The 12792-nt window shown below is 67.5% G+C and carries 9 protein-coding genes; 4 read left to right on the top strand and 5 right to left on the bottom strand.

Going from position 1 to position 12792, the window contains the following annotated elements; all coding sequences use genetic code 11:
• Positions 1 to 65 precede the first annotated feature (65 nt).
• The gene (locus tag IAG39_RS09445; protein WP_059371870.1) at positions 66 to 1328 is read right to left on the bottom strand and encodes an MFS transporter; all 1263 of its coding nucleotides are present in this window, start codon (positions 1326 to 1328) and stop codon (positions 66 to 68) included.
• A gap of 271 nt (positions 1329 to 1599) precedes the next feature.
• Here IAG39_RS09445 and IAG39_RS09440 point away from each other — a divergent pair, with 271 nt between their 5' ends.
• Complete coding sequence (locus IAG39_RS09440; protein WP_118933215.1) at positions 1600 to 2484, top strand: DMT family transporter; 885 nt, start codon at positions 1600 to 1602, stop codon at positions 2482 to 2484.
• Here the strand turns inward: IAG39_RS09440 and IAG39_RS09435 are convergent.
• On the bottom strand, positions 2481 to 2969 hold the full coding sequence (locus IAG39_RS09435) for a cupin domain-containing protein (protein ID WP_118933216.1): 489 nt from the start codon (positions 2967 to 2969) through the stop codon (positions 2481 to 2483). The genes IAG39_RS09440 and IAG39_RS09435 overlap by 4 nt on opposite strands.
• A 52-nt stretch (positions 2970 to 3021) precedes the next feature.
• Positions 3022 to 3678, bottom strand: a complete 657-nt coding sequence (locus IAG39_RS09430; protein ID WP_059371867.1) for a GntR family transcriptional regulator — start codon at positions 3676 to 3678, stop codon at positions 3022 to 3024.
• A 176-nt stretch (positions 3679 to 3854) separates the two neighbouring features.
• Here IAG39_RS09430 and IAG39_RS09425 point away from each other — a divergent pair, with 176 nt between their 5' ends.
• From IAG39_RS09425 to IAG39_RS09415, 3 genes are all read left to right on the top strand, one after another.
• Positions 3855 to 4829 (top strand): Bug family tripartite tricarboxylate transporter substrate binding protein, encoded by a 975-nt coding sequence (locus IAG39_RS09425; RefSeq protein WP_059371866.1) that lies wholly within the window; start codon positions 3855 to 3857, stop codon positions 4827 to 4829.
• A gap of 25 nt (positions 4830 to 4854) precedes the next feature.
• Positions 4855 to 6450, top strand: a complete 1596-nt coding sequence (gene ggt / locus IAG39_RS09420; RefSeq protein WP_118933217.1) for a gamma-glutamyltransferase — start codon at positions 4855 to 4857, stop codon at positions 6448 to 6450.
• Between the two features lie 437 nt (positions 6451 to 6887).
• Positions 6888 to 10295, top strand: coding sequence for an autotransporter outer membrane beta-barrel domain-containing protein (locus tag IAG39_RS09415; protein ID WP_165867881.1), 3408 nt, complete (start codon positions 6888 to 6890; stop codon positions 10293 to 10295).
• Here the strand turns inward: IAG39_RS09415 and IAG39_RS09410 are convergent.
• Positions 10283 to 11773, bottom strand: a complete 1491-nt coding sequence (locus tag IAG39_RS09410; protein ID WP_118933219.1) for an ArnT family glycosyltransferase — start codon at positions 11771 to 11773, stop codon at positions 10283 to 10285. The genes IAG39_RS09415 and IAG39_RS09410 overlap by 13 nt on opposite strands.
• Positions 11764 to 12789: a glycosyltransferase family 2 protein gene (locus IAG39_RS09405; RefSeq protein ID WP_118933220.1), complete on the bottom strand. Its 1026-nt coding sequence runs from the start codon at positions 12787 to 12789 to the stop codon at positions 11764 to 11766. Before IAG39_RS09405 ends, IAG39_RS09410 begins: the two co-directional genes overlap by 10 nt.
• Positions 12790 to 12792 lie beyond the last annotated feature (3 nt).

The following is a 12792-nucleotide window of genomic DNA, read 5'->3' as shown; positions in this document are numbered from 1 at the left end:
CGCGTCCGGCGTCACGGACGCGATGGCAGACGCTGCGGGCAGCATCGGCCTGCAGTCCGCGGGGCTCAACGCCCCGCCACCGCCACCCCGCGCGGCAAGCCCCGCGCCGGCAGGCGCAGGGAAATCAAGGCGGCCGCCAGCAGCAGCGTCCCCGACGAGCCAAAGGCCACCCAATGCGTGCCGAAGGTTTCGTAGGCCCAGCCGCCCAGCCATGAGCTGATCATGCCGCCGACCTGATGGCCCAGGTAGACCAGCCCGTAGAGCACGCCCACCAGCCGCACGCCGTAGACGTCCGCAAGAATGGCCGACGACAAGGCGATGCTGCCGGCCCACGCGATGCCGCCCAGGGTAGCCGCGGCGTACAGCTCCCAATGCGCCCCCACCATGACCAGCGCGAAGAAACCCAGCCCGCGCACCAGGTAGATCGCGGCCAGGATGGCGCGCCGTTCGACCTGGTCGGACATGCGCCCCAGGACCAGGGTGCTGAAGATGGCGACCAGGCCGATCAGGCCTATGCCCAGCGAACTGGTGGTGGCGTCAAAGCCATGGTCCATCAGCATGGGCACGCCATGCGTGCCCAGAAGGTTCATGCTGAAACCACAGGCGAACAGGCCCAGCGCCACCTGCCAGAACGGCAGCGAGTTCAGCGCCGCGCGCACATTGGGCGCCGGCTGCTTCGCCGCGGTTTTGGCCGGCCCGGCCTTGTCGATGATCTGGTGCGGTAGCAGATCGGTGTGCTCGGGCGCTTCATCGCGCATGACGAAGAGCGCCATCGGCACGGTCAGCAGCGCGAACAGCGCGGCGAAGCCCAGCAGGGTTTCCCGCCAGCCCACGGCGGAGATCGCAAAGGTCAGTGTCGGCGTCATCAGAGCGATGCCGGCCATGGAACCGGTGGACAGGAAGAACAGCGCCATGCCGCGCTGGCGCGTGAACCAGCGGCTGATCACCGGCGTCAACGCCACCGGGCTGGTGAAGCCCAGGCCGATGGACAGCGCCACGCCGAAGGACAGCAGGAACTCGATGGGCCCGCGCGCGTAGACCGTCCAGATGATCGACAACACGACGATGGCGGTGCCGGTAAGCAGCACGAAGCGGGTGCCGCGCGTTCCGACCAGATACCCCGCCAGCGGCATGGCCAGCCCGTAGCAGAGCATGCCGAGCGCGACGATGCTGGAGAGCGTGCTGCGCGTAAAGCCCAGGGTGTCCGCGATGGGCAGGAAGAACGGCCCAACCCCCATGCGCAGGCCGACCGTCAACAGGGTGAGTACCGTAGCGGCGCCTACGATGTTCCAGCCGAAATACCAGCCGCCCGACTCTTGCTTCTCCACTTGCGCTTCTCCTCGATATCTTCTTGTGGCCGCTATGCGCGCCCAGATTCGCCGTCGCCGCCCAAAAGGCGCGGCGGGAGCGAGAAGAACGAGGCGTGTACCGGCTTGTCGTTACCAGCGGCCTGACGACGCCGGACGCGTCATATTACTCCTGGCTATATGCCTGCTCCGCCCGGAATCCCGGAATCTGTTCGGTGAGCGGTCACCGAAGCGCTGTATAGTGCTCGCCATTTCGTAGCGCCCGAAGCAGACCGTGAAGTCCAAGACCTCGATGTTCGCCCTGTCCCGCCAGGAAATCGCGCTGGTGCTGGTCACCATGCTGTGGGGCAGCACCTTCCTCATCATCCACATCGCCATGCAGCACAGCGGACCGCTGTTCTTCGTGGGCGTGCGTTTCACGATCGCCGGCCTGATGGCGCTGCTGATGTTCCGTAAGCACATGGCGGCGATCACCCGCCAGGAGGTAGGCGCCGGCATCGCCATCGGCTGCGCCCTGTTCCTGGGCTATTTCCTGCAGACCTACGGCTTGCAGACCATTACCAGCAGCCAGTCCGCCTTCATCACGGCGATGTACGTACCCATCGTGCCGCTGCTGCAATGGGCCGTGCTGAAGAAGCCGCCGGGCCTGATGAGCTGGGTGGGCGTGGCGCTGGCCTTCGCGGGCCTGATCCTGCTGGCGGGTCCGCAAGCGGGCGCGCTGAATTTCAGCGTGGGCGAAGCGGCGACGCTGGCCGGGGCCGCGGCGATCGCCGCGGAGATCATCCTGATCGGCCACTATGCCAAGAAGGTCGACAGCCGCCGCGTCACCTTCGTGCAGCTCTTGACGGCCGGCCTGGTGTCGTTCGCACTGATGCCGGCGATGGGCGAAGCTGTGCCGGAATTCTCGTGGCTGTGGGCCGGCGCGGCGATCGGCCTGGGACTGGCCAGCGCCATCATCCAGCTGACCATGAACTGGGCGCAAAAATCCGTATCGCCCACCCGGGCCACCGTGATCTATGCGGGCGAGCCCGTGTGGGGCGGCATAGTCGGACGCCTGGCCGGCGACCGGCTGCCGGCGCTGGCGCTGGTGGGCGCCGGCCTGATCGTGGCGGGCGTGCTGGCGAGCGAGGCCAAGTTCACCCGCAGGAAAAAGCCGCAAGCGCAGGGCGCCGATTAGCGGGCCAGGCGCGCGATCAGGCCTGCCTGCGCGGGGTGCAGCCGTTGCAGTTCGGCGGCGTCGGCCAGCTCGAACTCGCTGAACTCGAAGCCCGGCGCCACCGTGCAGCCGGCCAGCGCATAGCTGGCCTGGTCGGCGAGTTCTGCCGCGAACCAACTGCCAGCCGGCACGACCGCCTGGAATGCGGCATCAGGATCCTTCAGCGCGTCGCCCAGCCGCAAGCAGCGGTAGGCGCCATCCGGCGTCAGCACATGGACAAGCAGCGCGTCGCCCGCATGGAAATGCCAGAGTTCGTCGGATCGGATGCGATGCCAGGTCGACCAGGCGCCGTCGCACAACAGGTAGTAAATGGCGGTGCTGGCCGAGCGGCGCGCGCCGTCGCCGCGCGTCACGGCATCGGCGGCGCGATAGGTTTCGCGGTAGTAGCCGCCTTCGGGGTGCGGCAACAGGTCCAGGCGGCGGATGAGGTCGGCAGATGCGGTCATGGCGGGACGGGCGCGTGGAGGATGGCGCCAGTCTAGAGCAAAGCCGCGCGTCCTAGGCCGCCTGTTCCAGAAACGCCTGCAGGGCCGGCACGGTATTCAGCACGTGCTGGCGCATGGCCGCTTCGCAGCGCGCCGGGTCGCGCGTCTGCAGCGCGGCGATCAGTTCCTGGTGCGATTCGCGCACGCGCAGGACGCGGCCGGGCTGGGCTACCCACAGGCGCATGTAGGGTTCGACGACGGAATGCAGCTCCGAGATCTGGCGCAGCAGGCGCGGCTGCTGGCAGAAGCTGCACAGGTACTCGTGGAATTCGCGATGCGCGGTGATCCAGTCCAGATGTTCGCCCGGCCCCTGCTCCAACTGTTCCAGCAGCAGCGACAGGCGGCGGATGTGTTCGGCGCCCATGTGCTGCACCGCGTTGCGCATGGCCAGGCCTTCCAGTACGGAACGCATTTCGAACACTTCCAGCATTTCCTGCTGGTTCAAGCCGCGCACCACCGCGCCGCGGTTGGCGCGGATCTCGACCAACCCCTCGGAAGCCAGCCGGCGCAGCGCGCCGCGTACCGGCATGCGGCTGGTGCCGATTTCGGCCGCGACCACCTCGGGCACCAGGCGCTGGCCGGGCGCATAACGGCCCAGGCGGATTTCGCGCTGCAGGTGCAGGTAGGCCTCGTCTTCGGCGCTAATGGCTGTCTTCTGGAATTGCAGCATTGGAGTCCCGGGGGGCTAGGGCCGATGGATAGGCCCACGAAAGCCGCCATGATAGATAACCGCAAAAATAACACAAATTGGATCCAGTGATCCATGGATGCAAATACTAATAGCCCCGCACCGCCCGCTTGCGTCTAATCCCTGCACGCACTCCATAACGCGATCAAGGGGAATTCATGAAGTTTCGTTTCATCCGGGCGCTGGCAGGCGCCGCCGCCGTGGCCTTTGCCGCCCAAGCGGGCGCCCAGGCAACTGACTGGCCGCAGCATCCGGTGCGCATCGTCGTGCCGTTCCAGGCCGGTTCCGCCACCGATCTGATTTCGCGCCAACTGGGCGCCGCGCTGTCGACGGAACTGGGCCAGCCCTTTGTCGTCGAGGCCCGTCCGGGCGCCGCCGCGGCCATCGGCAGCGCCTCGGTGGCACGCTCGGCCCCCGACGGCTACACGCTGCTGATGGGCGGCCCTGCCGCCATCGTCACCAACCGCTTTCTGCAAAAACGCCTGGCCTACGACCCCGACGCCTTCGCGCTGGTGTCGATGGTGGCGTACACCCCCAACATCCTCCTGGCCAACCCGTCGCAGCCGTTCAAGACCCTGCCGGAAATGGTGGCCTACGCCCGCGCCAACCCGGGCAAGCTGACCTACGCCTCGTTCGGCACCGGCACGACCTCCCACATGGCGGGCGAAATGCTCAAATCCGTGGCCGGCATCGACATCCTGCACGTGCCGTACAAGGGCGCGGGCGAGGCCATCCCCGCCCTGCTCAGCGGTCAGGTCTCGATGTACTTCGACACCATCATGACGGGTCTACCCCAGGCCAAGAGCGGCGCGCTGCTGGCGCTGGGCATGTCCAATGCCAAGCGCTCGGCGCTGGCGCCCGAGATCCCCACGATTGCGGAACAGGGCTACGCCGGCTACGACATCGCGCCGTGGTACGGTCTGGTCGCCCCCGAAGGCACGCCCGCCCCGGTGCTCGACAAGCTCAACCGCGCCGTCAACAAAGTGCTTGCCGATCCGGCGCTGCGCAGTAAGCTCGCGGAAGCCGGCGCAGAGCCCCGCGGCGGCAGCCGCGAGGAATTCGCCGCCTTCATCAAGGCCGAAATCCCGCGCACCAAGCAGCTGATCGATCAGGCCGGCATCACGCCGCAGTAATTTTCACTACGAGTTTCCCGTTTCCATGTCCTTACCCTTCGATTGGTCTTTCCCCTACGCCTCCCGGAAGATGCCGGTCCTGGCCGCCAATGCGGTCGCCACCAGCCAGCCGCTGGCGGCCCAAGCCGGGCTGCGCATGCTGCTGGCCGGCGGCAACGCCGTGGACAGCGCCATCGCCACCGCCATCGCGCTGACGGTGGTGGAACCCGTCATGAACGGCATCGGCGGCGACATGTTCGCGCTGGTCTGGCATGACGGCCAGCTGCACGGCCTGAACTCCAGCGGCTGCTCGCCCGCCGCGTGGACGCCGGAGTACTTCGCCGGCCGCGACGCCATGCCCGGCACCGGCTGGGGCACGGTGACCGTGCCGGGCCAGGTCGCGGGCTGGAAGGCGCTGTCGGAACGGTTCGGCAAGCTGCCCTTCGCGCAGCTGTTCGAACCCGCCATCGCCTATGCCGAGGAAGGGTTCGCGGTATCGCCCACCATCGCCCGCCAATGGGCCACTCAGGCGCCCAAGCTGGCACAGGAGCCGGGCTTTGCCGCCGCCTTCCTGCCAGAGGGCCGTGCACCCCAGGCCGGCGAATGGTGGCGCTTTCCCGCGCAAGGCAAGACGCTGCGCGCCATCGCCGAAAGCGGCGGCGATAGCTTCTACCGTGGCGAGCTCGCCCGCAAGATCGCCGACTTCGCCCGTCAGACCGGCGGCGCGCTCAGCGCCGAGGATCTTGCCGAGCACCGCCCCGAATGGGTCACGCCGATCTCGCAATCGTTCCGCGGCTACGAACTGCACGAGATCCCGCCCAGCGGCCAGGGCATCTCGGCGCTGATGGCGCTGGGCATGCTGGAACAGTTCGACCTGGAAAGCATGGGCCGCGACAGCGCGGACTACTACCACGTCAGCATCGAAGCGATGAAGCTGGCGTTCGCGGACCTGCACCACCACGTCGCCGATCCGCGCCACATGCGCACCAGCGCCGCCGCCCTGCTGGACCGCTCTTACCTGGCCGAGCGCGCGCGCCAGATTTCCATGGACCGCGCCAGCGTGCCGGTCGCGGGCACGCCCGCCACCGGCGGCACCGTTTACCTGACGGCGGCCGACGCCAGCGGCACCATGGTGTCCTTCATCCAGTCCAACTACCACGGCTTCGGTTCCGGCGTGGTGGTGCCCGACACCGGCATCAGCCTGCACAACCGCGGCCTGAACTTCGTGTTGACGCCCGGCCACGCCAATCAGGTCGCGCCGCGCAAGAAGCCGATGCACACCATCATTCCGGCATTCGTCACGCGCGGCGGCCAGCCGCTGATGTCCTTCGGCGTGATGGGCGGATCGATGCAGGCCCAAGGCCATCTGCAGATGGTCACGCGCCTGGCGGCGTTCGGCCAGAACCCGCAGGCCATGAGTGACGCGCCGCGCTTCCGCGTGGAAAAAGGCCCGGTGGTCAACGTGGAATCGCACCTGCCGGCGGACGTGGTCGACGCGCTGCGCGCGCGCGGCCACAATGTCGCGGTGGCGCCTGCCGACAGCCTGGAATTTGGTTCGGCGCAACTGATCTGCCGCCTGCCGCAAGGCGGCTACGTGGCCGCGTCGGATTCGCGCCGCGACGGCCAGGCCGTGGGCTTCTGACCCGCTCCGGCCAGGCGCCACGCCTGGCCGGGTTCGACGCTTCAAGCATCGCCGCCGCTTCGGGCGGCGATGCGCTTTTGGCCGCCAGGAACACGTCGGACGACGCCATGTTCAGGCCCGCTAGGCGCGTTGCGGCAGCATCAACGCATACTGCCCTACGGCGGAACAGACGCAGCCGCTGCTGCAAATCGCACCTGACGCACCAACGCGGCTTCTTCAGCCATGATCCAGCACTGTGCCGAAAACGCCAGCGTGATCGCCGAGGCTTGCACGCCCTAGGCCTTTCGAGAAAATTCTCATTCTTTTGCACCTCCCCACCAACCAAGATTGCGGGATCCACAGCAACGCGCCAGCCTCCTCGGCAAACGCCGGTACAACGCCAAGCCTGCGAAGGCGGCATGTATCGGACGCCTCGGCTGCAAGCACGCGAGATCCCCATGAAGTTCCGCGTTACCCCACTCGTGGCAAGCCTGCTCGCCGCTACGCTGCCCGCCCTCCCCGGAATCAGCCGGGCCGCGGAGCACAGCCAGATCAGGCTGCATGATCCGGACGGCAAGGGCCATATCATTCTGGCGCCCGGCAGTCTCATCCCCCATACCGGCAACGATCCCGCCATCGATGTCTCCGGCGCGGGCAACATCGTCGAAGGCGACCAGGTCACGATCAGCGCCGAGCCGGCCTCACAATCCGCCAGCGTGCGGGCCAGCGCGGGCGGTCGCGTGACGCTCACAAACAGCACGGTCACGGCCAGGAACAACCCACAGGGGCAAGGCTCCCACGCACTGCATGCCCAGGGAACGGGCAGCATCATCGATGCCAGCGACACCAACCTGTCCTTGAACGCCAGCTACTCTCATGGCGCCTACGCGCAGGATGGCGGCAAGATCGTGCTGAGGGTCGGGACCGTTTCGACCGGGGGCGGCAACGCCTCTGCCCTGCATGCCAACGGGCCGGGCAGCACGATCGAGGCAGACAGGCTGACAATCGCCACCAGCGGCGATCTCGCTTCCGGAGCCGTGGCGGAACGAGGCGGCTCCATCACGCTGGTGAACACCCAGATCAAGGCCACGGGGGATACCGCCCACGGTGTGCAAACGCGGGAACGCGACGGGTTTGTTTCGGTGCGCGACACCGACATCAGTGCGGCGAACGGCTCGGGCGCCTATCTCGAAGGAGGAAGACTCGAGATGCACGGCGGCACGCTGACCTCGGCCAAGCAGGCCGTTCGACTGACGTCGACATACCAGGGACAGGCAGCGACCGCCAGCATCCGCAACGCCAGGCTGACTACCACGGGCGACTTTCAATATGCAATCGACCTCAGAGCCCCCGGCACCGCGATAGATCTCGAAGACACGACTGTCTTGGCTACCGGTTCGGAGGGCCGCGGCATACAGCTCGTCGGTAAAAACACGGCCTTTTCCGCCAATCGCTTTGCCATCGCCGCCAGCCACGTCGGCATTGACAGCCGGGCCGGCAAAGTCACGCTAAACCAAGGAACGGTCGCCACCCGGATAGCCCACGGCCATGCCTTGTATGTCTCGCGCGAACTCGGCGACTCCGCCACCCTGGAGGCCAACGCAGTCCGGATCGAAACATCAGGCGCCGGGGCCATAGGCGCGCTGGCCCGACGGGCCGGCGCGCAAATCCATTTGCAAGATTCCTCGGTGATCACCCATGGCGCAGGCGCCCAGGGCTTGGCCGCCATGGAAGGCGGCGGCAGGCTGTCCGCGCGGAACTCCACGATAACCACCACGGGCGCCAGCGCCGACGGACTGCTTCTGCGCAACGGAGGCGATGCCCTGCTGGACAACACGCAGTTCGACATCACGGGACTCGGAGCATCTGGTATGCGGAGCACGGGCTCCGATCCCGGCATGAGCAACAGCGTGATTCTGAAGAACGGCTCACGCATCACCACACGGGACGGCGCCGCCCTGCGCATAGCCGGCGGCAATCATGTGTTGACGCTGGAGAACGCCACGGTCACTGCAAGCGCGGGCGGCCAGGAAAACACGGGAATCCTGCTGCATTCAAGTGCGCTCCCCGTCATCGACCTGGGCGGAGGGAGTCCGACTATGGTGGAAGCCCGACAGATTCGGCTCTCCGCGGCCCGCTCGGTGCTGACGGGCGACATCATGATCAATAGCGGCGCCGCAGACGTCTCCCTGCGAGACGGGTCCGTCCTGACCGGCGCGGTCATCCAGCGCGACAAAGGCCGCGTCAACAGCCTGACGCTGGACAAATCCAGCGCCTGGCATGTGCGCAACGACTCCATGCTGCGCGAACTGAACAACGACGGGACAGTGCTGTTCGCAACGCCAGCGCAGAGCGGAGAATTCAAGACCCTGACGGTCAACAACTACTCGGGCGGCGGAACGTTGGTGCTCAAGACCCGGCTGGGCGACGACGCCTCTCCGACCGACCGTCTCGTGATCGACGGCGGCGCCGCATCGGGCGGCACGGCGCTGCGTATCCTCAACGCGGGCGGCGCGGGCGGCCAGACGCAACGGGGCATACGCGTCGTGGCGACCATCAATGGCGCCGTCACGACCCAGGACGCCTTCCGCCTGGATGCCGGCTCCAGCGGTTATCGCGCCAGCTCGGCCACCCTTGCGCTGAACGGCTATGACTACAGCCTGGTCCGTGGCGGTAACGGCGGCGCAGCCTCCGACTGGTACTTGAAATCGGACGGCGGGCCCCAGCCGCCTGTGATTCCGCCTGTGATTCCGCCTGTGGTCCCACCAGTGATTCCGCCCGTGGTCCCGCCTGATCCTCCTCCCAAGCCGCCGGTCACGCCGCCCGAGGTCGTGTTGCCCCCTCCCCCGCCCGAGGTCGTATTGCCGCCTCCCCCGCCCGACGCCAGGAACGTGTCGCCGGAAAGCGGCGCCTATGCCGGAAATCTGCTCGCCAGCATGCGATTGTTCGCCCACGGCCTGCACGACCGGGCTTCCGACGAAGCCGGCGAACAGCAGGACACGGGGGAGCGCCGGTTGTGGACCCGGATCAGCGGCCGCCACGACAGCGGCCTGCGCATGGCTGAAGGCCGAGTCGACATCGACACCGACGCCGCGGTCCTGCAACTTGGAGCAGACCTGCTGCGCATGCCGGCGGGCCAGGCCGCAGCCATGTACGCTGGGCTGATGGGCGGCTATGGCGACGCGCGCACCCGCTCCACCTCGTCGCTGAGACTGCCTGGCGCTCTCTCATCGATGCAGGTACGGGCCCGCGGCAAGGTTTCCGGCCATGCTGCCGGCGCATACCTCACCTACTACTCAAACGATGCCACACGCCTGGGAGCCTACGCCGACGTCTGGATGCAATATGGACGCTATTCCAACCAGATCAGCAGCGAACTCGGCACGGCACGGTATCGCTCGGACCTGTGGTCGGCCTCCCTGGAGTCGGGTTACGCGCTGATGCCCTTCCCTGCCGGCTCGCCGCTGGGCGGGCTGGTGGTGGAGCCGGCCGCGCAGCTGGTCTATGGCCGTTATCAGGCCCGCGACGCCACGCTGCAAGGCACTCTGATGCAAAACGACAAAGACAAGACCTGGAACAGCCGCGTGGGCGTGCGCCTGTATCCGCGCGCCGCGGCCGGCGCGGCAACAGCGGCGTTGCACCCGTTTCTCGAAGCAAACTGGCGGCGCGATGGCGGCAGAGCATCCGTGCGTATGGGAGACAGCACGCTGAATGCGGCATCCGCGCGCAATGCGTTCGAATTGAAGCTAGGTGCGGAGGGCCGGCTCGGCAATGCCTTGCGGCTGTCCGGGCACATCTTTGGCAAGCTCGGCAGCGGCGATCAGCGCGGCTACGGCGGCACGCTGAGGGCGGACTATCGCTGGTAGCCTCCTGCCCTACCTGCCTCACCCTGCGCCGATCCAGCCTGGGGCTGAGCGGCGGAGCCGGCCATCAACAAGGTGTAGCGCCGGCTCGAATAGACGGGCGCCAGCGCTGCCCCCGTCTGCTCGCGCAGCCGCCGCACGTCCGCTTTCTCCACCGCCAGCAACACTCTGCCGCCGCGCGGCGGCAGCAACGCGGTTACGCCGTCCAGAGACACCCGCCCAGCCGCGCCCCGCGAGTAAAAGCGCGCCGAGAACGGCAGGCTGTCGACGAAATAAAGCGTTTCGCCGGCAGTCATCAGCGCATCGGCCCGGGCAATCAGGGTTTTTTCCGTTTTCAGCCGTTCCGGATTGGCCAGCTGTAAGCCACAGAAGACGATCACCGCAATCGGCCCCAACGCCATGCAGGCCGTCGCAACGCGGGCTGGCGCCGCGGTGCGAGCGCGGCTCAGGCACGCGCCTATCGCCAAGGCCAGCGGCGGCAAGGCCGGCAGCGCGTAGGTCCACAAGATATTGCCCGACAGGGTGAAGAAGAGCGGCGTAGCCGCGCCCCAGGCCAACAGGTAGGTCCAGCGCGGCCGGCGCAGCCATCTCCCTGCCCGCCGCGCCGGCCCGCGCCAGCGGCGCGCAAGCAGCCAGACGCCGAACACGCCCCAGGGCAGCGATGCCACGATGCCGTCCAGCCAGATGGCGCCGTAGCGCCTGCTGTGCGCCGAGCCGTAGAGGTCTCCGCTCCAGCCCGGATCCACGAAGCGCAAGAAATGCTCGCCAACGATGAAGTACTGGATGAAGCCCGGCGTCTTGAGCTCCGCCGCCACGTACCAAGGCAGCACCAGCGCCGCCAACATCACGCTTCCCGCCGCCCATGGCAGGCGCCACAGGCTGGTCCGGACGTTCCGGTGCCACAGCATCCAGGGCACGATGGCACCCGCCACCAGCACTACGGCCAGTGGTCCTTTGGACAACAGGCCGATCGCCAGCCCCAAAAAGAAGCCGTAGCGCCATCGCCCCGCCCCTGCCCCGCGCGACAGGATGAATGACGCCATGCTCAGCGTGACGCCCAGGGCCAGGAACGGATCGGTCAGCACCGCCCCGGCCGCGACCAGGGGCAGGAACATGGAAGCATAGGCCAGCACGGCCCAGCGGGCCGCCTGCACCGAGTACAGGCGGCGGCCCAGCGCATAAAGAATGGCGAGCGTCGCCGCCGTGGCCAGCAGCGATGGGAATCTGATGCTGAATTCGCTCAGCCCCAGCAGCCGGATCGACAGCGCCTCGGCCCAGAATCCCAGCGGGGGCTTGCCCCAGAACGGCACGCCCGGCGCGAACCAGAGCGTGATCCAGTCGCCCGTTTCCGCCATCAGCCTGGCGATCTCCGCATAGCGCGGCTCGGACGTGTCGGCGAATGGCACCAGGACCATCGCCAAGAGGCGCACGCCCAGTATCGCCGCCAGGGCGGCGGCCATGGTCCGGGCGCTCAGTTGCACGCGGCATCCCCCCCATGGCCGCATGCCGCGCTATCCGCGGGTCCGCTGTGCTGCACGTCGCGCACCAGATAGACCGGCCGCTGCTTGCTTTCCATATAGGTCTTGCCCACGTATTCGCCCAACAGGCCGATGGTGATGAGCTGCACGCCGCCCATGAAGGTCATCATCGCCATCAGCGAGGGATAGCCTGCGACGTCATCGCCGAACATCAAGGTCTTGAAGATGATGGCGGCGCCGAACACTGCACCGCCCAAGGCGGCGACCGCGCCAAGCCCCGTCGCCCAGCGCAGGGGCGCGGTGGAAAACGAGGTGATGCCTTCCATGGCCAGGCGGAACAGCGCCAAGTAGCTCCATTTGGTGGTCCCGGCGGCGCGGGGCTCGCGGTCGTAGTCGATGATGCGCGTCGGCATGCCCACCCAGGCGTACAGGCCCTTCATGTAGCGGCAACGTTCGGGCAGCTGCATCAGCGCCGTCACCGCGCGCCGGCTCATCAGCCGGAAGTCGCCGGTATCGGGCGGGATCGCGGCCTTGCTCAGCCGGCTCAACAAGCGGTAATAGGCGTAGGCGGAAAGCCGCTTCAGCACGCTTTCCCCCGCGCGGCTGCGGCGCCGCATGCTGACGACGTCGGCCCCCTCTTTCCAGGCGCGGACCATGGCGGGGATGGCCTCGGGCGGATCCTGCAGATCCGCGTCCAGCAGGATGACGGCGGCCCCGGACGCATGTTCGATCCCCGCCGTCATCGCGGCCTCCTTGCCGAAGTTCCGGCTCAGCCTGACCAGCTTGATGCCGCGTTCCTCGCGCAGCAGCGTCTGCAGGTATTCGGCGCTGCCGTCGCTGCTGCCGTCATCCACGAACACGATCTCGTAGGACAGCCCCAGCGTATTCAATACCCGCCGCAGGCGCTCGTGGCAGGCGGGCAGCACCTCCCTCTCGTTGAGGAACGGAATGATGACGGACAACTGTATCGGGCTGACCGCGCCCAACACAGCGATATCGATATCGGGTCTGGCATTCATCGG

Origin of the sequence: Achromobacter xylosoxidans (genome assembly GCF_014490035.1) — a bacterium.
GTDB classification, from domain to species: Bacteria; Pseudomonadota; Gammaproteobacteria; order Burkholderiales; family Burkholderiaceae_B; genus Achromobacter; species Achromobacter bronchisepticus_A.
This window is presented reverse-complemented; position numbering and strand designations above follow the sequence as displayed.

Bases quoted from the DNA above. Each gene is read 5' to 3' on its own strand.
- IAG39_RS09440 (WP_118933215.1), top strand. From the start codon at position 1,600: ATGTTCGCCCTGTCCCGCCAGGAAATCGCGCTGGTGCTGGTCACCATG.
- IAG39_RS09435 (WP_118933216.1), bottom strand. From the start codon at position 2,969: ATGACCGCATCTGCCGACCTCATCCGCCGCCTGGACCTGTTGCCGCAC.
- IAG39_RS09430 (WP_059371867.1), bottom strand. From the start codon at position 3,678: ATGCTGCAATTCCAGAAGACAGCCATTAGCGCCGAAGACGAGGCCTAC.
- IAG39_RS09425 (WP_059371866.1), top strand. From the start codon at position 3,855: ATGAAGTTTCGTTTCATCCGGGCGCTGGCAGGCGCCGCCGCCGTGGCC.
- ggt (WP_118933217.1), top strand. From the start codon at position 4,855: ATGTCCTTACCCTTCGATTGGTCTTTCCCCTACGCCTCCCGGAAGATG.
- IAG39_RS09415 (WP_165867881.1), top strand. From the start codon at position 6,888: ATGAAGTTCCGCGTTACCCCACTCGTGGCAAGCCTGCTCGCCGCTACG.
- IAG39_RS09405 (WP_118933220.1), bottom strand. From the start codon at position 12,789: ATGAATGCCAGACCCGATATCGATATCGCTGTGTTGGGCGCGGTCAGC.